Origin of the sequence: Rhodococcus sp. C-2 (genome assembly GCF_027854095.1) — a bacterium.
Classification (GTDB): domain Bacteria; phylum Actinomycetota; class Actinomycetes; order Mycobacteriales; family Mycobacteriaceae; genus Rhodococcus_F; species Rhodococcus_F qingshengii.
On record NZ_JAQGFI010000012.1, the window covers coordinates 110,673 to 127,970 of the forward strand.

Consider the following 17,298-nt stretch of genomic DNA (forward strand, 5'->3'; position numbering starts at 1 on the left):
CTTCGGACTTCTGCTCGCTCGAACGTCTTCCCTCGACACCGACCGGCGCACAAGGGCTTTCCCCGCAGCCTCCGTAGGCCGAGGGGTTTCCCTCGACTGTCGTCCAAAAACTGAGATACTGCAACTAATTCCGATTGCAGCGTGTCGGATGTTGTTCTGGACGTGAGATTTTGCGAGACGCGGGTATGTACCCACTGCGAGCAGAGTTGAAACGCGCTGGAGATGGCAAAGCGGGAGAGTTCCGCAGAACTCTCCCGCATTGCTTGATTTGTCCGAATTGGCCTCAGGCCCAGCTGAGCGCATCCTCATCGGAGAGGCGCGGCAGACGATCGAACCAGGGGTTCTCACCGGGATGGCCGATGTTCACCACGAGGATCGTCTTGAAACGTCCGTCTGCGAAGAATTCGCCGTCGATGCCGTCGGCGTTGAACCCGGCCATCGGGCCGGCGACCAGACCCTGTGCGCGAATCGCGAGGATCACATAGCCGGCCTGAAGTGCGGCATTGAACCGACTCGTCGAACTGGCGGCAGCCTCGTCGGATTCGAAGTAGTCCTTCATCTCCGGGCGAATGGGGAACAGGTTGGGGATGTGCTTGTAGAACTCGGTGTCCACCGCCAGTACGGCAACTGCAGGAGCGGCCTCGGTCTTGGCTTTGTTGCCGTCTGCCATGTGCTCGACGAGGCGTGCTTTGCCTTCCTCGGTACGGACGAACAGCACACGTAGCGGATTGGTGTTGGCCGCGGTCGGTGCCCACTTCGCGAGCTCCCAGATCGCAGTCAGTTCGTCGTCGGTCACAGGTTCGTTCGAGAAGGAGTTGGCGGTGCGAGCAGCAGTGAAGAGGAGCTCGCGGCCGGCTTCGTCGAGTTGCTGGGCGGTGAATGGGGTGGCTGCGTCGAGAGACATCGGGGGTTTCCGTTCCGTGGTAGCTCGACCGAGCATCACCCGGTAAAGCTAGTTGCTAGTAAAAAAATAGTGCCTACGGATACGTTAGCACTGTGGCTAGGATGGTGGGGTGGCAAGCAAGAGCGAAGCGGGACACGAGCCCCGCGCATGTGACGGGGCTCTGGCCCGCGCGTTCGGCTTCCTGGGCAAACGGTGGAACGGCGTCATTCTCGGCACGCTGCTGAACGGGCCGGCGGGATTCTCCGAACTCAAGCGCGCGGTGGGCGGGATCAGTGATTCGGTGCTCTCGGAACGCCTGACGGAGTTGGCAGGGGCAGGCCTGGTGACGAGGAGCGTCGATGCAGGTCCGCCCATCGCCGTGGAGTACGAACTCACAGCGTCGGGGCAGGCGCTGCTCCCCGCTCTCAGTGAACTGACAACGTGGGCCGCCGAAAATCTGCCACCCGAGAGTTGCTCGAACTGAGCGCTAGCTCGAACGGCAGTTCAGCGACTGCGCGGGTCCTGTTTCTGCCAGTTGTTATTTCCTTACCGTTTTTCCCGGGCGATACTGGCCGAACATTTGTCGGTTCGGGGCTGCCTGGGACGCCGGGTATGGCTCTTTTTGTGCTGCTGTTCACATGGCTGAAGGAGAACGGCCGCCCGGTGTTCTCGACGACTCGACCTATCAATCGCCTGACGGACTTCGAAAATTCGGCCGGACGAAGTCGGAAGTGTGGTTCCGGAACAAGAAGGCATACAACGCCTCTCGGATTGACGACGCCGCGGTCGAGGCCGCAAACGGGTAGTTGGTGCGGGTGGCTGGGCAGATGTCGCCGCCACGGGGTGGTGACGTGTCTGCGTTCGGAAGCGCAGACAGATTGGCCGGCATCTCAGGGTCTAGCGCCTGTGCCGCGAGATTCGGGCCGAGTCAGTGGAAATCTGCGCCGGCCGCGCAGGTACGACCGCAGGCTGTTGCGGGCCTTCTATCTGTCCGCGCAGCACAGTATCCGGCACAACGCTCAGTCGTAGGCTTTTTGTACCCGCAAACGGGCCGAGGGGCAGTGTCATACGCAGGCGGTTCTTGCGTTGGGAGGCGGAGACTGAACGTGTGGTGGGCGCTCCTCCGCGATAACGCGATCTATCAACTTGGACCGACTACCGCCGCGGCTGCGTGAGCGCCCTAGCGACTAACGCAGTGCGGTAGATGTATGTGCGCCGGGGGGAGTGTGGCTCGTAGCGCTGAGAATCCACGGTGTTGAGACATGTCCGAGCCCGCTATGGTTTCCGGTGATGGACCGGCCGTCGATGCTGCCTGCACCCGAGGCCACCGCCGGCTGAAGGAGACAATACTGTGCTGCATCTGCGTGTCATCTCGCCGAGTGAGCGGACCGGAGATGTGCTGAACATGTTGGCCGCCGAACCTGGGGCTACTCATGTGACACTCGCACTCAGAGCCGCTGTCGATCCGCCGGGAGATGTGATCGAGGCCGATGTAGCCCGCGCATGCGCGAACGACGTGCTTGCCGCGTTGACTGCTCTGGACCTGGTGAGGGCTGGCGGTATTTCGTTCGAGCCGGCGGGAACCATGCTGTCCTTCTCCGCAGAACGGGCGGACACTGCGGCCCCGAGAAGACCCGACGAGACAGTGGTGTGGGAGCAGTTGCTCGGTCAGGTGCGCGAAGGTGCCCGACTGACTCCGGCGTTCCTGGCCTTCCTGGTGATCGCGTTTTTGCTCTCGGCAGTCGGTGTTGCCACGGCGTCGCCGCTGACCCTGGTCGGTGCAATGGTGGTGGGGCCGGAGTTCCGGCCGCTGGCAGCGCTTTCAGTGGGTCTGGTACGTCGAGACAAAGATCTCGTGCGAAATTCGATTCGTACCCTCGCGATCTCGTTTCCGGCCGCGATGGCCCTCACCGGCCTGGCTACCATGCTGTGGATTCGTCTGGGCTGGGTCGGAATCGGCGATGTCGAGAACGCCCGCGCATTCGACTTCATCTACGAGGTGGGGCCGTTCTCACTGGTGGTAGCACTGCTGGCGGGAGCGGCTGGCATGCTGGCAACGGTCACCTCTACCTCTACGGTCCTGGTGGGGGTGTTCATCTCGGTGACGACGGTGCCAGCTGCGGGATTGGCGGTCGTTGCGGTCTTCGCAGGTAAGTGGAATGTCGTGCTGAGTTCGCTGGCTCAGCTCGGTGTCAATCTGATCGGTATCGTGCTCGCTGGAGTAGTTGTGCTGCTGCTGTTCTCATTGCCCCGATCCGGTCGCCAATGGAAATCAGTCACGCGCCGGGACGCCAGGCCTGGCACATCGCCGTAGGCGCCTGACCCACTGCCGGAACTGGACTTTCGAGGCTTCAGGCTGACAGCTGTCTTGCGGATCGGTGGGAATGTCTGCGCCGACAAACGTCGCGACAAACAGATCCGGCATGCGAACTGTCGGATCTGGGTACCGCTGTCTGTACCGATCATGGCTTCCAGGCTGGTTGCAGCGACTGGAAAAGGGGATCAATCGAGCCGCAACCGATTGGCAGCGTGACTTCACTCAGACCCTTCGGACCTGCAGCGCCGACGGCTCTGCCGGAGGAAACGGCCTGCCGCAGTGCTTGACAAGACCTGTCGAGATTCTCCTTGGTAGCGACGAAACATCTACGCAACGTAGATGCAACGTAACCAAAACTAGTGTTCTGGATCACACAGTGTTCGTGTGGTCGAGAGGCCTTTGGTCACGAATCTGTGGGCAGAACGGGTCCTGGTTCGCTACCGGTGGTGGATGAGGACAAGGTTCCGCGGGTTGAGCACACAGCTCGCGGAACCGCCCCACCACACGCCCCGACGAGGGCACCGGCCGACAGGAGTTCAGGTGTCCGTAGTTGCGGAAGTCCCGGCGATCGATTTCGCGGAGACCGAATTCGATTGGGCGCAGCGATCGACGCTGATTCGTGAAGTCGACCCACTTGTTCCGGGGCCACCATCCTTGGCGATGTGTCTGAGCGAGCCGACGCGCGGACTGGTCGACATCGCTTCACTGCTTCTCGCGGCTCCTTGGTTGCTTCGATCGCCGCGTGGGGACGGGCATCCGGTCCTCGTTCTCCCCGGATTGCTGACTTCGGACGTTTCGACTCTCGCCTTGCGGACATACTTGAGCTTTCTCGGATACCGGGTTCACGGTTGGAATCTGGGTCTCAACACCGGTCCGACGGCGACGGTGGTCGACGGACTGCCTGCCGCATTGGCCGAGGTAGCAGATCGATACGAGCAGAAGGTGTCGGTGATCGGCTGGAGTCTGGGCGGTATCTACGCTCGAAAGCTGGCGAGGGACCTGCCGGATTCGGTGCGTCAGGTAGTGACACTCGGAAGTCCTTTCGGTCTCACCAGTCTGGAGCAGACGAGAGTCGGATCTGTCTACGCTCGTTTGTCCGGCAATCACGCGATACTGCCTCCGGTAGACGGCATCGAATCCGAACAGGGATCGCCTATTTCTGTTCCCGCCACGTCGGTCTACTCCAGGCACGACGGTATCGTTCCATGGCAAGCGTGCTGTGAAACCTCGGCAGGCCTGTCGGAAAGCATTGCGGTGCAAGGCAGTCACATGGGGTTGACCCACAACCCGTCGGCGTTGTGGACCGTTGCCGATCGTCTGGCACAGGACGTCGACAACTGGCAACCTTTTGCGGCTCCGAAACGGCTTCGACGCATGTTTCCCTGCTGAGGTGCGAGGCTGAGGTCCGAGGCCGGGGTGTGGGGGAGAACCCTGAGTCCGACGCGGGGACAGACTCGTACCTGAGGACATACCGCGTCGGAAAAGATGGGTCCATGGCCTGATGCGCACAGGTGGATCGGCAGCGGATAGTGGAGGTCGACGCGGATGAACCGCGAGTTCCGTTGAAAGGAAACAACACATGACCTCCCCGATGAATACCCGCAAGCTCACCCGCGCCCGCTCGGGAGCAATGTTCGGTGGGGTGTGCGCCGGAATCGCTCGGTACTTCGGTTGGAAGTCGTCGACTGTCCGCTTGCTGTTCGTACTCTCGTGCCTGCTGCCCGGCCCGCAGTTTCTGATCTACATCGTGATGTGGATTTTCATTCCTCGTGAGCAGATCTGACCGAACCGCTCAACGGCGGCGGTCTTTCAGGCATTGCTTGGCCTCGTGCAATTCCTCCGAACTCAGTGGAGGAAGGGGCAGTGCGTCACGGTGCAAGCCCTCCGTGCGTAGGCCGTCGAGCATTACCGAGAGGTATCGACGCCACACGGTCGGGTTGACGGGCTGAGCAAATTCGGTGACTGCGCCCACCATGAAGATGAGGCCGAACAGGTCCGTCGGTACGGCGTCGGTGCGCAGCATCCCGGCCTCCTGGGCCCGGTAGAAGATCCTCTCGACCGACGGTTCGATGATGGATCGTTGGCATGCGACTTGCTCGCATCCCTCGTCGGTTCCGTTCAGGACGTCTTTGAGTCCGCGGTTGACCGACATACGGCTGCAGGCGAATTCGGCAAAGGTGACAAGTCCGTCCCACGGATCCGGATTGGCAAGTGACGCGTCCGCGGCCGCTGCCATGTCGGCGAAGTTCTGCTGGAAGACTCCGTCGATCAATTCTTCCTTGCTGGCGAACCGCCGATAGACCGTTCCGACGCCGACCCCCGCGCGCCGGGCGACGTCGTCGAGTGTGACGTCGATCCCTTCTTCGGCGAACAATTCACGTGCGGCGTCGATGATCAACTGCCGATTACGTGCAGCATCGGCGCGAAGGGGGCGCTCCATTGCGGTACTCATGTCCCCACTCTACCCGCCAAGTGGAGACAGCCTCTCCGTTTTCGTGTAGCGTTTTTGCTAACCGGAGAAGCCATCTCCGCATAGGTTGGGCGAGGGACTATGTCAGACATTGCTGAACGGACTGAATTCGAGCAGTCCTCAGCGCCTTCAGGGGACAACCACGCAAAGCGGTGGCTGGTTCTCGCGGTTCTGGGAATTGCGCAGCTGATGGTGGTCTTGGATGCCACCATCGTCAACATCGCGCTGCCTGCTGCGCAGCGCTCACTGGAGTTCGGTGATTCGGACCGCCAGTGGATCATCACGGCATACGCATTGGCGTTCGGCAGTTTGCTGCTACTCGGCGGTCGATTGAGCGACTTGTTCGGGCGCAGGCGAACTTTCATCGTCGGCCTGATCGGCTTCGCAGTCGCTTCCGCCATCGGTGGCGCAGCCGTCAACTTCGAAATGCTTGTTGCCGCTCGTGCCGGCCAAGGCGTATTCGGTGCGCTCCTTGCCCCGGCAGCCCTGTCGCTGCTGTCCGTGACATTCACGGATCCAGGTGAGCGTGCCAAGGCGTTCGGTATCTTCGGTGCCGTTGCCGGCGGTGGTGGCGCCATCGGACTGCTGCTCGGCGGCGCACTCACCGAGTGGGTCGACTGGCGCTGGTGCCTCTTCGTGAATCTCTTCTTCGCGGCGATCGCTCTGGTCGGAGCAGTCCTGTTGCTCGCGCCGCACACCAGTGACTCGCGACCCAAGCTCGACATCCCCGGAACGATCCTGGTGTCGATCAGCTTGTTCAGCATCGTCTTCGGATTCTCGAAGGCCGAGTCGGACGGGTGGAGTGCAACTCCCACTATCTCGTGGCTCGTTGCCGGCGTCGTGTTCATGGCGGCGTTCATCTACTGGCAGACCAAGTCCGAGCACCCACTTCTTCCGCTGCGGGTGGTCCTCGACCGAATCCGGGCTGGCTCGTACCTGGCGATCTTCCTTTCCGGCGCAGGCATGTTCGCAGTCTTCCTGTTCCTGACGTACTACATGCAGCTGATCCTCGGGTACAGCCCGATCATGACCGGCCTCGCATTCATGCCGATGGTGTTCGGAATCGTGACAGCGGCAACGCTTTCGACAGCGGTTTTGCTGCCGCGCGTCGGTCCGCGAGTGCTGATCGTGAGCGGAATGGTCATCGCGGCGATCGGAATGACTCTGCTGGCCCAGATCTCGGTGGACAGCACCTATGCAGTCCACATTCTGCCGGGGCTCGTCGTCACCGGACTCGGCATGGGCAGCATTTTCGCCCCGTCGATGCAGGGAGCAACTTCAGGCGTGCATCACGAAGATGCCGGCGTCGCATCTGCCACGGTCAACACGATGCAGCAGGTGGGCGGCTCGATCGGAACTGCACTGCTCAGCACGATTGCCGCCTCGGCTTCCACCAACTACCTGGTGGGCCGCGAGATGAATCCGCTGACTCAGGCGCAGGCCGCCGTCGAGAGTTACACCACGACGTTCTATTGGGCCGCAGGCATATTCGCGGTCGGTGCGGTCTTGACCGGACTGGTTCTTCGGAGTGGACTGCTTCCGGATTCGCCGGAAGGTGAACCGGTAATCGCCCACTGACAGCAAATTTCGGGGTCGACGCCGCAATGGCGTCGACCCCGAAATCGACTCAGCAGTTCTTCCCGGGCGTTGCCTGAAACCGATGAAGGACGTGATCGAGTTGCTCGGAGGACAGCGCCGGCACGGGCAGTTCCCGATGGTCGGTGCGCGACGCGCAGAGTCCGTCGATCATGAACCCGAGTGCGCGGCGGTAAGCCTGAGGGGCCTCATCGCCACCGAACTTCTGGGCCATCTTGACGACCTGCATGAGAAGTGGAATGTCGTTGACTTCGAAGTCGCTGCGCAGGGTGCCCTGTTCCTTGGCGCGATTGACAAGTACCGCAGTGTGTCGAGCGATCCCGGCGCGCGCGCGAGCGAAGGTGTCGGACGTGAAGCGTCCGTCCATCAGGAGATCGCCGAATCCGCGGTTGTCTGCCATGCGCAGAGAGATCACGTCGAGAAAGTAGACAAGACCTTCCCAGGCGTCGGGCATCTCTCGGGCGGTGGCGGCGATCGTTTCGATCTCGGAACACCGCGTGTCGAACAGTGCCTGGATCAGTTCGTCCTTGCTGGCGAAGCGGCGATAGACGGTGCCGACGCCGACGCCGGCGTGCTTCGCGACGTCTGCCAGCGTGGCGTCGAGTCCTTGGGCAGCGAACACCTCGCGAGCGGAGTTGAGGATGCGCTCGAGGTTGGCCTTGGCGTCGGACCGAAGGCGCGGCTGTGAGCAGTCGGCCGAGGTCCCCGCATGAGAAGCGTCGGGGTGTGTTGTCGGCATCCTCACAGTCTACGGCACTAAGCGGAATGATCGATTCCGTTAGTGCTATATTACTAAGCGGAACGTGTGGTTCCGATTGTCCGTATGAGAGAAGCCGATATGAGCACGTCTGACATCTGGGTCGGGAGCAATCCGATCTCGATGGTGGGTACGCGGAGTGCAGGTTTCGCGGCAACGAGGCTTCGCGCTCTTGCCGGCGACGGCGCCTTTGCCCAGCTCGTTCGTTTTGCCCTCGTCGGCGGAGCCAGCAACATCTTGTACTTTGCCGCTTTTCTGGCGCTGCGCGGTGACGGAGCGCTGGTCGCCAACGCAGTTGGTGCAGTCTTGAGCACCATTCTGGCCAACGAACTGCATCGCCGGCTCACCTTCCATGCCGCGGATCGCGTCAACTGGTTCACCGCGCAGTGGGAAGGCGGTGGACTCGCACTGGTCGGGTTGATCGCCAGTTCTGCCGCCATCAGTGCGCTCGGCTTCCTTCTCCCGGGCGCCGACGGGCTTCTTCAAGCCGGGCTTGTGATCGCCGTGAGCGGAATTGTCGGTGGCCTGCGATTCGTCGCCCTTCGCGGTTGGGTGTTCTGAGCGGTTCTCGAATTCGGATCGGACTCGGCTCGTAGGGAACACTGAGACCCATGAGCCTTTCGATAGCCGACTCCGGCATCCGTCTGGCTGTGCTCTGCATCGTCATGGCACTTGTCGCCACGCTCGTCTACCGATTCACCTATCTCGGTAGCGTTCGGGTGGTCCCCGGTGCCCTCGCTCGTGGCGCTCTTCAGTTGGCTGCGATTTCGTTGATCCTTGCCGCCGCCTTGGCCCACATCTGGTCGGCGCTCCTCGTGCTCGTCGGCATGTTCGTTGCAGCGTCTTTCACCGCGGCACGACGCTCGAACGCGGGGACGTCCGGAGTTTGGCTGACCATCGCGTTGGCGTCGGGAATCGGTGTGGTTCTGCCACTGATGCTGCTGTCCGGAGTGGTTCCGCTGCAAGGCGTCGCTCTGGTGCCGATCGGCGGCATTGTTCTGGGTGGCGCGATGACTGCAACATCGATGGCAGCCAAACGCGGACTCGACGCCGTCGACGACCGGTACGGGGAAGTGGAAGCAGCACTGAGCCTTGGATTTTCCCAACGCGATGCGCGGTGGGAGGTAGCCCGCACCGCTGCCTCCGATGCTCTGCTGCCTGGAGTCGACCAGACGCGCACCGTCGGCCTCGTGACATTGCCCGGAGCCTTTGTCGGTGTGTTGCTCGCGACGGGATCGGCCGTTCAGGCCGGTGTTGTGCAAATTCTTGTATTGGCAGGGTTGTTGTTGGCACAAACCTGCTCGGTGGCCGTGGCGTTGGAACTCGTCGCCCGCGGTTTCGTCTTTCGAGGTCAAGCTGTCAGGCCTGCGCGAGTTCGTTGATCTTGTCGCTGCGAAGGACGCGGCCGGGAAGATCGGGGGTGTTTGCCGCGAGGGTGATCATTGCCCTGCCGATGTTTTCACTGGTGGTCACGCTGCTGGGCCACACCCTGCGTAAGAGTGGGTGGAGAGGCACCGAGATTTGATACGACCGTTTCGATTCGTGAATCGTCCATGTATTCGACCAGCACTCTGTTGCCGACCATCACAACGGAACGGACTGGAGATCATCCGGCCGGAATGGCCAACTGAACGCTTGACCTGCAATTATGAGTCCATTTTGATCCGACTCGCGACTAAAGTCCCTACAAACCGGCTGGACGGTTGGCTGAAAATAGTTTTATGGACGAAGGAGTTGATGAAATACACGTTCTCGGATCGGAGTCCGCCGGTCGAATGGTAGAGGCGTCGGCGATCATCGTTCTCGGTGCGCTCTGTGCAGTAGTCGCAGGTTCGGGTGTGTTCTTTGTCGTCGGATCGATTGGTGGCTTCGCCCGATTGCTCTACCTGGTTGTTCGTGGTCCGCTCAACTCTTGCTCGGTACCGGTGTCGAATGTCGAGCTGGCGCCTTCGAGAACGTCATGTGGTCGTTGATGCTCCCGAACGTCGAGTGAAGACGATCAAGGATGTAGTTCTGACGCATGTTCCACGGTGACTTCGATCCCTGCTTCGGGAACTGTTCCACAGCACGCATGACGTACCCCGACGCCAGGTCCAGGATCGGCCGCTGGTCCATCTCTTCGCTCGCGTGCGGCACGCACTTCGAATAGCCGCGCTTGTCCATCTCCGTCAGCAGTCGGCAGACGTACATCGACGTGAGATCTGCTCGCAGAGTCCACGAGGCGTTGGTGTAGCCGACGCACATCGCGAAGTTCGGTACGTCGCTGATCATCATGCCCTTGTAGACGTAACGATCACCGAGGGTGACGGGTTCGCCGTCCACTTCGATCGACATCCCGCCGCACGCTTCCATCTTCAATCCTGTTGCAGTGACGATGATGTCAGCTTCGAGTTCGCGACCTGACGCGAGACGAATTCCGGTCTCGGTGAAAGTGTCGATGCGATCGGTCTCGATCGAGGCCTTGCCGGATCGGAGGGCTTTGAACAAATCGCCGTCCGGTACGACGCACAAGCGTTGATCCCAGGGATCGTAGGTGGGTGTGAAGTGAGGATCGAGTGGGATCTCTTCCGGGAGTTGGCGACTGATCGCGAGGTTCAGCAACCGCTTTGCGCGCGCAGGACTGCGCCGGCACAGTTGGTAGAAACTCAGGTTCACTACGATGCTCTTCCATCGAGCGATGCTGTGCGCGAGTTGATTCGGCAATACTGCGCGGATGGTGTCCGATACCTTGTCGCTGGACGGCAGAGCCAGAATGTATGTCGGTGATCGCTGGAGCATGGTGACATGGCTCGCGTCGCGCGACATCGTGGGGACCAAAGTGACTGCGGTGGCGCCGCTTCCGATCACAACGATCTTCTTGTCGGAGTAATCGAGATCCTCGGGCCAGAACTGCGGGTGCACTACGTCGCCGCTGAATGATTCACGTCCAGGGAAGTCGGGGGTGTATCCGCCTTCGTAGCTGTAGTAACCACTGCACAGATAGAGGAAGTTGCAGGTCAGGGTTTCATCTTCGTCACCGGTCGTGACAGTGACCGTCCACGTCGAGTCAGCTGACGACCATGATGCGGCCGTCACCTTCCGGTTGTACCGAATCTTCTTGTCGATCCCGTTCTCTCGCGCGGTGTCGCGCACGTACCGGAGGATCGAATCACCGTCGGCGATTGCTTTGGCATCTGTCCACGGCCGAAACGGGTAGCCGAGCGTGAACATGTCGGAATCCGACCGGATGCCAGGGTATTTGAAGAGGTCCCAGGTTCCCCCACTGTTCGCGCGGGCCTCGAGGATTGCGTACGACTTGCCGGGAAGCTCGGTCTGGAGTCGATACGCAGCACCGATGCCGGACAAGCCGGCGCCGACGATCAGGACATCGAGGTGTTCGGTGCTCATCAGTTCGGACTCCGTATCGATCGTGTGGGGCCACCGGGCAGGCTAAGTGTTCGATCTCCACACTACTGAACGATGCTCAGTAAGGCGAGGATGACCATGTGATCGTCGGCGGTCGGATAGCCGCACACAGTGGTTTACCTGCGGCGTCGGTGAGGCCGAGGTCTCCGTGGAGCATGCCGGAAGCGTCGGCCTCCTCGGCGATGTGCTCGGGGATCGCGTCGAGCATCAGCTTTGCGCGCCGAAACATCTCGAACGTCTGGTCATCGGATACCGTCACCCAGGACAGGTAGATGAAGCGTCCGCGAGGTGGACCCTGGATGTATGGACCGAGTAAGTCCCAGGCACCGGACTTTCGCTCCAGACTCGCTGTCAGTTCCCATCGCACTGTCTCGGTATCTCCCGGTACGAGGTCGAGGATTTCGTGTGGCTTGCCTCGGCGCTGAACGCCGACGTGGATGTTGCTGCGCTCTTCGAAGGTTGCGGTTTCGGAACACTCACGTCCGGGCAGGCTGTGACCGGTGATGATGATCTGCATATCGACATCATGCTCTGCATAGGTCGGGAGGGGTTGGCGTGGTGAGTCGTTCGGGTAGAACCTCTGTTGCGGCCGTGGTGGCGAGCATTCTGTTGTCGGGTCTCGGGTGGGGGTCAGGTGTTGCAGTGGCGACGGCGGACGAACCGGAAGTCGCGGGCGCGCTGGAGTCCTATGGCGAACTCTCGGCCGCAGTGTTTCCGGTCGGCGCCGGTGAGACGCAGCGGGTCGTCTATCGAACTCTGCGTACCGCTGACAGATGGGGAGAGTCGTCAGGGTCCGTGTTTCTGCCGGAAGGCGCCCCACCGGCGGGCGGTTGGCCCGTCATCTCCTATGCCCACGGAACTTTGGGCAGTGCGGATCAGTGTGCACCCTCGTCGACCGGATTCGGTCCGGGCGAGATCGAACCGATCGAACGCTGGTTGGAGCAGGGGTACGCGGTGGTCGCTACCGACTACTCGGGAGTCGGTACCGACGGGGTGCTGGCCTATCTCGACGGACATGCCGCCGGGGCGAATGCCGTCGACATCGTGCGGGCCGCGCACGAGTTGTACGGCAATGTGCTGAGTCCGCGGTGGATGGTCGCGGGTTTGTCCGAAGGTGGTCATGCGGCGTACTTCGCGGGACACGATGCCACCACTCGTGCACCGGAATTGGATTTCCGTGGCTCGGTTGTCGTCGCAGGCCCCACACACATGGAAGGGCTGTTTCCGTTGGGCGGCCCGCTGTTTCCCGACATCGGTATCACCGGGCTGGTGGGATATGCGCTGTACGTCCTGGCTGGGATCGACGATCAACGACCCGAAGAGAACATTCGCGAGGTTCTCTCGCCGCAGGGGATCGAGTGGATGGAAAAGGCTCGGACACTGTGCGCCGGAGATCTCGGCCGACACATTCGAGCCGAACGAATCCAGTTGAGCTCGTTGTTTTCTCGGTCGGTATGGACGCCGCGCATGTACGACCTGTTCCGCGAGATGATGCAGGTGCCGGTCGACGGGCTACGACCGTCCACTGCGCGTGGTGCAGAGCGTGTCGGACACAACGGTTCCTGTCGCCCTTACCTGGGCGCAACTGGTCGACATGCGTTCGCGGGGAACGCAGTTCGAGTATCAAGAACTCGCCGGAATCAGCCACGGTCAAACGACGGTCGCTTCGATGGACCAGACCATGGAGTTCGTCGATCGATTGATGAGGTGATGTCCTGGTGGTGTGGTTGTCCAGGGTGGCTGTTCAGCGCATACGCCGCGGACCGTAATCGTGGCCACCGTTGGCGAACCACACGATTGCCGCAATCGCGTACAGGATGCAGACCAGGAGTAGTAGGCCGCCTGCGATCCACAGCGAGATCTGACCGAGCCGTTTCACTCGATCGGACGCATACCGCGACCCGGCCACATCGCCGTCAGCCCACAGCGGATACACGTTGAAGGCGTGCGTGAAAGCGGAGAAGGAAAGCGGCCAGAAGAACAGCAGCGAGACCACTGCCCAGCCCGCATTGACGGGTGGTCGAATCGGGTGCTGAGGAACGGATTGCTGGACAGTGGGTTGATCCGGGGTGGTCATGGGGGGCTCCTGACATGAGGTGGCCCTTTCGACGCTACTGCGATGGAGCTGAAGAATCACTGAAAAACGGTGTTCGGTGATGCGATGTGGATCAGCGGCGTAAGTGTGCTGGATCAGCCGCATTGCCAGTCGTGACCGCTGGTGGTGGTTCCGGGTCATTGTTGTGCAGACGAGGGGCGTTCACGTCAGCGCAACTCGATGCCGCTCCGCGAGCATCCTCGCTACCGGCAGGACGTCCTTTGCTGCCATCTCGATACGTTCGAATACCTCGGGGTTGAGGATAGTCGTTCCGTCGAAATCACCTGAGCTGAGATAGATCCCGACCGGAGCGGTCAGCGCTTGGAAGAAAGCGAACAGTGGCCGCAGGGCATGATCCAACACGAGAGCATGGCGGTCGCTGCCACCTGTAGCGGCAAGAATCACCGGAGTGTTGGCAAGCGCGTACTGGTCGACGAGATCGAAAAAATGCTTGAACATTCCCGTGTACGAACCGCGGAACACCGGTGACGCCGCGATGACGATATCGGCGGACTCGACTGCTGCCAGCGCTTCGGCGGTCACTGAGTCGACGTGATCGCGATCCAGAGCAGATGCAAGACCTGGAATCAGATCCACGATTTCGAAAACTCGTGTGTCGATCTGCTCGAAGTCTCCCAAGGTTTCGACGATCAGGTCGACGAGGGCGCGAGTCTTGGAGGGTTTTTGGAGGTTGCCGACAACGGCAACAATTTTGAGCGGTGTGCTCATCGAAACTCCTATTTTTGGGACGACTTCAGCGATTCGATTTCCTTACGCACAACGGGGGCTACTTCGGTGCCGAGGATCTCGATCGCCCGCAGCATGTCCTTCTGTGGCACGTTGCCGAACCCCATCTGGATCATGATGCGGTCATGATGGAACAGTTCGTACTGCGCCATCGTCTTGTCGATGATTTCCTGCGTGCCGCCGAGGAAGAACGCACCCGCGGTGGTTGCCTGCGCTTCATATGCCCTGCGCGGCATGGGAACTCCGTTTCCGCGCTGATGATGATTCTGCATCCACCCGGCCTGGAAGTACGGGTACGACGTGTCGAGTGCTGTTTGCTTCGAGGTATCGACAAATCCTGGCGAAGCAATCGAGACAGCCAGTTTCTTCGGATCGTGTCCGAACTCCGCTGCAGCCCTGCGGTATAGATCGACGAATGGTTCGAACTGTTGGTAACTTCCACCGATGATGGCCAGTGAGAGGGGCAGGCCCAGTTTCGCGGCACGGACGACAGAGGCCGGAGTACCTCCGACTGCGATCCACACCGGAATCTGACGGTCCGGGCGGGGCGTCACGTCACCGTCGATCAGTGGTGGGCGAAGTTGTCCTTCCCAGTTGATCGGGTTTTCGTCGCGCAGTTTCAGTAGTAGATCAAGCTTTTCGGCGAAGAGTTCGTTGTACTGGGACAAGTCGTACCCGAAGAGCGGAAATGACTCCGTGTACGAACCTCGGCCGGCAATGATCTCGGCACGGCCTTCGGAAAGCAGGTCGACTGTCGCGAACTGTTGGAACACACGTACGGGATCGTCGGAACTGAGTACGGTTACGGCGCTGGACAGCTTGATGTTGTCGGTAGCCTGAGCCATTGCCGCGAGCACAACGGCAGGGGCTGAGACTGCGAAGTCGGTGCGATGGTGCTCGCCGACGCCGAAGACATCGAGTCCAACCTGATCGGCAACGGTTGCCTGCTCCACCAAATGACGAAGGTGGACACCGGGATTCATCATCGCGCCGGTGGTGGGATCTGGGGTGAGTTCACCGAAATGGTAGACGCCCAATTCGAAAGCCATGTTGTTTCTCGCTATCTGTTCGTGGGGGTGATGGAGAGTTGTTCTACGTGCGCATCGCATGCGCCGCCTTGATTCGTGTGATGTGTGGCAAGTCGGGAGAAGAAGCGTTCGAGTACCGGAAGCTCCTCGGTTTCAATGAGATCGGAGAAGTATTCGGCGATCCCTCGCGTGTGTATGGCGGACGCTTTTCGAAGCGTCTTCTTGCCCGCAGGCGTCATCGATACCGTCACGACGCGTCGATCGTTGTCCGGTCTAACACGCTCCACTAATCCGGCCTCGACTAATCGATCGACGACGCGCGTCACGCCACTGGTGGTGACCAGGACCAGTTCGGCCAGATCGCCCATTCGGATCGTGTTTCCCGGAGCTTCGTGCAGTCGGAGCAGAACGTCGTACTGGCCAAGGGTGAGTCCGGTGGTGGTTCGAAGGTCCGCCTCCATCTTGCCGAGGATGACGCTGTGGGAGACGACGAGGTCGCGCCACACACGACCACGTACGTGTTCATCAGTTGTCATCGGTGACGCCCTCCATTTATTTGCGACCGCAAGTATTGCTTACTCAAATAATACGCGTGCGACGGTCGAACTATTCCCTGCTCTCATTTGCGCTGGTAGCAAGGGGTTGACTCGAACGCGTGTTCGAGTATTGTTTGGGGAGGGGATCGGGGGATTCAATGAGTGTCTTGTTGTCGGATGTGGTGTCTGGTTCTGCGGTGGGGTTGCGCGGACGCCTGTGGCGGTTGACTGCTGCTGAGTTGCGTGAGGCTGCTGTCGAGGCGAGTGTGGAGATTCTGCGCCTGGAAGCCGTTCGAGTGGCGGTGGTCGACGAACTCTCGTTGCGCCCGGATGATCAGGTGATTGCCAGTCGCGGGGTGGGGTCCTGGTTGGCGGGCAACACGATGTTGCAGGTTCGGGACGGGAAGAAGATCGCCGCGTTGGGTGCGGCTTTGCGGCCGTTTCCGGCGGTGGGAGCTCGGTTCGATTGCGGGGATTGCTCGTTCGATCATGCCGTGTTGATCGTGGCGTTCTGTGAATCGCCGCCGAAGGGGATGCCGGAGGAGGCATTACCGAAGTGCATCGATTTGTTGTTGGCGGCTGCATCCGGTGTCGAGGCCACGACCACGAAGGTGCGGAATGTAATCGCGACGTTGGAGCGAATTTTCGAATCCGATGAGATTCCGCCCGCCGAAGACGTCGACCGGAACGAGTTGCGGATCGCGTCGACGTTGAACGGTCGGGTGGTGGTGCGCGGTGATTTCGATGCCCTCACCGGTGAAATGTTGTTGTCGGCGTTGTCGAATCTGACGATGCCGACCCCGGCACCAGATGGGACGCCGGATTCTCGGTCGGCGGCGAAGCGGACTGCGGATGGGTTCACCGAACTGATTCGCCGCTATCTCGATTGCGCCAAGACCGGTACCGATGGTGGTCAGCGTCCGCATGTGAACGTGCACATCAATGCTCGGGATCTGGCTGAGCATCGGGACTGCGCCGCCACACCAACTGATGGTGGTGGAGTGGCTGTGTCTGATCTCGATGTCGGGCACATGCCCTGGCTCGGACCGCTGTCCGTTTCGCAGACAAGGCTTCTCGGGTGTGATTGTTTCCTCTCGACCGTGCTGCTCGACGATCACGGCACGCCCTTGGATGCGAAACCAGGAAAGAGGTTGGTCACCGCCGAACAACGGACTGCGTTGATTGCCCGCGACAGAGGCTGCGCGTTCCCGGGCTGCACATGCGTGCCCGCCTGGACCGATGCGCACCATATCCGGCACTGGGCGAACGGTGGCCCGACGGTGATGAACAACCTGGTCCTGCTGTGCCGTTCACACCACCGACTGATGCACCGGAAATCAGGGTTCGTCGGCAAATGGGAAATTCGGATAGGAGTCGACAATAAACCCTGGTTCATCCCGCCGCCCTCGATCGACCCCGGACAGCAACCCTGGCCGGCGAACACCACCTTCAAAACCTGAGAGG

General features: G+C 60.8%; 18 protein-coding genes and 2 pseudogenes. 11 read left to right on the top strand and 9 right to left on the bottom strand.

The window, feature by feature from the left end; all coding sequences use genetic code 11:
• Positions 1–283: 283 nt before the first annotated feature.
• Positions 284–904, bottom strand: coding sequence for a malonic semialdehyde reductase (locus tag PCS43_RS24510; protein ID WP_209909779.1), 621 nt, complete (start codon positions 902–904; stop codon positions 284–286).
• Positions 905–1,013: 109 nt separating this feature from the next.
• Here PCS43_RS24510 and PCS43_RS24515 point away from each other — a divergent pair, with 109 nt between their 5' ends.
• The 6 genes and pseudogenes from PCS43_RS24515 to PCS43_RS24540 all read left to right on the top strand — a co-directional run bounded on the left by PCS43_RS24515 (position 1,014) and on the right by PCS43_RS24540 (position 4,983).
• A complete protein-coding gene (locus tag PCS43_RS24515) occupies positions 1,014–1,367 on the top strand; it encodes a winged helix-turn-helix transcriptional regulator (RefSeq protein ID WP_007731459.1) in 354 nt (117 codons plus the stop codon).
• Positions 1,368–1,521: 154 nt separating this feature from the next.
• Positions 1,522–1,689 (top strand): hypothetical protein, encoded by a 168-nt coding sequence (locus PCS43_RS24520; RefSeq protein ID WP_155277909.1) that lies wholly within the window; start codon positions 1,522–1,524, stop codon positions 1,687–1,689.
• 36 nt (positions 1,690–1,725) lie between these two features.
• Positions 1,726–2,058 (top strand): annotated as a pseudogene (locus PCS43_RS24525) (transposase); the annotation flags it as partial.
• A gap of 176 nt (positions 2,059–2,234) precedes the next feature.
• Complete coding sequence (locus PCS43_RS24530) at positions 2,235–3,197, top strand: DUF389 domain-containing protein (RefSeq protein WP_007731461.1); 963 nt, start codon at positions 2,235–2,237, stop codon at positions 3,195–3,197.
• Between the two features lie 543 nt (positions 3,198–3,740).
• A complete protein-coding gene (locus PCS43_RS24535) occupies positions 3,741–4,589 on the top strand; it encodes an alpha/beta fold hydrolase (protein ID WP_209909776.1) in 849 nt (282 codons plus the stop codon).
• A 190-nt stretch (positions 4,590–4,779) separates the two neighbouring features.
• Positions 4,780–4,983 carry a PspC domain-containing protein gene (locus tag PCS43_RS24540; RefSeq protein WP_003939828.1) on the top strand — a complete coding sequence of 68 codons (204 nt, stop codon included), beginning with the start codon at positions 4,780–4,782 and terminating at the stop codon, positions 4,981–4,983.
• A gap of 9 nt (positions 4,984–4,992) precedes the next feature.
• On the opposite strand, the gene PCS43_RS24545 is transcribed toward PCS43_RS24540, so the two are convergent.
• Positions 4,993–5,652, bottom strand: a complete 660-nt coding sequence (locus tag PCS43_RS24545) for a TetR/AcrR family transcriptional regulator (RefSeq protein WP_080712681.1) — start codon at positions 5,650–5,652, stop codon at positions 4,993–4,995.
• A 99-nt stretch (positions 5,653–5,751) separates the two neighbouring features.
• Between PCS43_RS24545 and PCS43_RS24550 the strand changes: the two genes are divergently transcribed.
• A complete protein-coding gene (locus PCS43_RS24550) occupies positions 5,752–7,248 on the top strand; it encodes an MFS transporter (protein WP_003940566.1) in 1,497 nt (498 codons plus the stop codon).
• 49 nt (positions 7,249–7,297) lie between these two features.
• On the opposite strand, the gene PCS43_RS24555 is transcribed toward PCS43_RS24550, so the two are convergent.
• On the bottom strand, positions 7,298–8,005 hold the full coding sequence (locus tag PCS43_RS24555) for a TetR/AcrR family transcriptional regulator (protein WP_007731468.1): 708 nt from the start codon (positions 8,003–8,005) through the stop codon (positions 7,298–7,300).
• Positions 8,006–8,146: 141 nt separating this feature from the next.
• On the opposite strand from PCS43_RS24555, the gene PCS43_RS24560 reads away from it, so the two are divergent.
• Both PCS43_RS24560 and PCS43_RS24565 read left to right on the top strand, forming a co-directional pair.
• Positions 8,147–8,584 carry a GtrA family protein gene (locus PCS43_RS24560; RefSeq protein WP_020908979.1) on the top strand — a complete coding sequence of 146 codons (438 nt, stop codon included), beginning with the start codon at positions 8,147–8,149 and terminating at the stop codon, positions 8,582–8,584.
• A 50-nt stretch (positions 8,585–8,634) separates the two neighbouring features.
• The gene (locus PCS43_RS24565; protein WP_209909773.1) at positions 8,635–9,405 is read left to right on the top strand and encodes an ABC transporter permease; all 771 of its coding nucleotides are present in this window, start codon (positions 8,635–8,637) and stop codon (positions 9,403–9,405) included.
• Between the two features lie 523 nt (positions 9,406–9,928).
• Here the strand turns inward: PCS43_RS24565 and PCS43_RS24570 are convergent.
• Positions 9,929–11,410, bottom strand: coding sequence for a flavin-containing monooxygenase (locus tag PCS43_RS24570; protein WP_047271111.1), 1,482 nt, complete (start codon positions 11,408–11,410; stop codon positions 9,929–9,931).
• Between the two features lie 76 nt (positions 11,411–11,486).
• The gene (locus PCS43_RS24575) at positions 11,487–11,945 is read right to left on the bottom strand and encodes a DUF5990 family protein (RefSeq protein WP_042452701.1); all 459 of its coding nucleotides are present in this window, start codon (positions 11,943–11,945) and stop codon (positions 11,487–11,489) included.
• Positions 11,946–12,382: 437 nt separating this feature from the next.
• Between PCS43_RS24575 and PCS43_RS33380 the strand changes: the two are divergent.
• A pseudogene (locus tag PCS43_RS33380) lies at positions 12,383–12,763 on the top strand (lipase); the annotation flags it as partial.
• 409 nt (positions 12,764–13,172) lie between these two features.
• Here PCS43_RS33380 and PCS43_RS33385 read toward each other — a convergent pair.
• The 4 genes from PCS43_RS33385 to PCS43_RS24600 all read right to left on the bottom strand — a co-directional run bounded on the left by PCS43_RS33385 (position 13,173) and on the right by PCS43_RS24600 (position 15,834).
• A complete protein-coding gene (locus PCS43_RS33385) occupies positions 13,173–13,505 on the bottom strand; it encodes a CD225/dispanin family protein (protein WP_007731480.1) in 333 nt (110 codons plus the stop codon).
• Positions 13,506–13,685: 180 nt separating this feature from the next.
• The gene (gene msuE, locus PCS43_RS24590) at positions 13,686–14,252 is read right to left on the bottom strand and encodes an FMN reductase (RefSeq protein WP_007731485.1); all 567 of its coding nucleotides are present in this window, start codon (positions 14,250–14,252) and stop codon (positions 13,686–13,688) included.
• 8 nt (positions 14,253–14,260) lie between these two features.
• Positions 14,261–15,319 (bottom strand): LLM class flavin-dependent oxidoreductase, encoded by a 1,059-nt coding sequence (locus PCS43_RS24595; RefSeq protein WP_007731487.1) that lies wholly within the window; start codon positions 15,317–15,319, stop codon positions 14,261–14,263.
• A gap of 11 nt (positions 15,320–15,330) precedes the next feature.
• The gene (locus tag PCS43_RS24600) at positions 15,331–15,834 is read right to left on the bottom strand and encodes a MarR family winged helix-turn-helix transcriptional regulator (RefSeq protein WP_007731489.1); all 504 of its coding nucleotides are present in this window, start codon (positions 15,832–15,834) and stop codon (positions 15,331–15,333) included.
• A gap of 158 nt (positions 15,835–15,992) precedes the next feature.
• Between PCS43_RS24600 and PCS43_RS24605 the strand changes: the two genes are divergently transcribed.
• Positions 15,993–17,294, top strand: a complete 1,302-nt coding sequence (locus tag PCS43_RS24605) for an HNH endonuclease signature motif containing protein (RefSeq protein WP_125051934.1) — start codon at positions 15,993–15,995, stop codon at positions 17,292–17,294.
• Positions 17,295–17,298: the final 4 nt, after the last annotated feature.

Bases quoted from the DNA above. Each gene is read 5' to 3' on its own strand.
- PCS43_RS24570 (WP_047271111.1), bottom strand. From the start codon at position 11,410: ATGAGCACCGAACACCTCGATGTCCTGATCGTCGGCGCCGGCTTGTCC.
- PCS43_RS24605 (WP_125051934.1), top strand. From the start codon at position 15,993: ATGAGTGTCTTGTTGTCGGATGTGGTGTCTGGTTCTGCGGTGGGGTTG.
- PCS43_RS24595 (WP_007731487.1), bottom strand. From the start codon at position 15,319: ATGGCTTTCGAATTGGGCGTCTACCATTTCGGTGAACTCACCCCAGAT.
- PCS43_RS24600 (WP_007731489.1), bottom strand. From the start codon at position 15,834: ATGACAACTGATGAACACGTACGTGGTCGTGTGTGGCGCGACCTCGTC.
- PCS43_RS24565 (WP_209909773.1), top strand. From the start codon at position 8,635: ATGAGCCTTTCGATAGCCGACTCCGGCATCCGTCTGGCTGTGCTCTGC.
- PCS43_RS33385 (WP_007731480.1), bottom strand. From the start codon at position 13,505: ATGACCACCCCGGATCAACCCACTGTCCAGCAATCCGTTCCTCAGCAC.
- PCS43_RS24560 (WP_020908979.1), top strand. From the start codon at position 8,147: ATGGTGGGTACGCGGAGTGCAGGTTTCGCGGCAACGAGGCTTCGCGCT.
- PCS43_RS24550 (WP_003940566.1), top strand. From the start codon at position 5,752: ATGTCAGACATTGCTGAACGGACTGAATTCGAGCAGTCCTCAGCGCCT.
- PCS43_RS24545 (WP_080712681.1), bottom strand. From the start codon at position 5,652: ATGAGTACCGCAATGGAGCGCCCCCTTCGCGCCGATGCTGCACGTAAT.
- PCS43_RS24520 (WP_155277909.1), top strand. From the start codon at position 1,522: ATGGCTGAAGGAGAACGGCCGCCCGGTGTTCTCGACGACTCGACCTAT.
- PCS43_RS24575 (WP_042452701.1), bottom strand. From the start codon at position 11,945: ATGCAGATCATCATCACCGGTCACAGCCTGCCCGGACGTGAGTGTTCC.
- PCS43_RS24510 (WP_209909779.1), bottom strand. From the start codon at position 904: ATGTCTCTCGACGCAGCCACCCCATTCACCGCCCAGCAACTCGACGAA.
- msuE (WP_007731485.1), bottom strand. From the start codon at position 14,252: ATGAGCACACCGCTCAAAATTGTTGCCGTTGTCGGCAACCTCCAAAAA.
- PCS43_RS24540 (WP_003939828.1), top strand. From the start codon at position 4,780: ATGACCTCCCCGATGAATACCCGCAAGCTCACCCGCGCCCGCTCGGGA.
- PCS43_RS24555 (WP_007731468.1), bottom strand. From the start codon at position 8,005: ATGCCGACAACACACCCCGACGCTTCTCATGCGGGGACCTCGGCCGAC.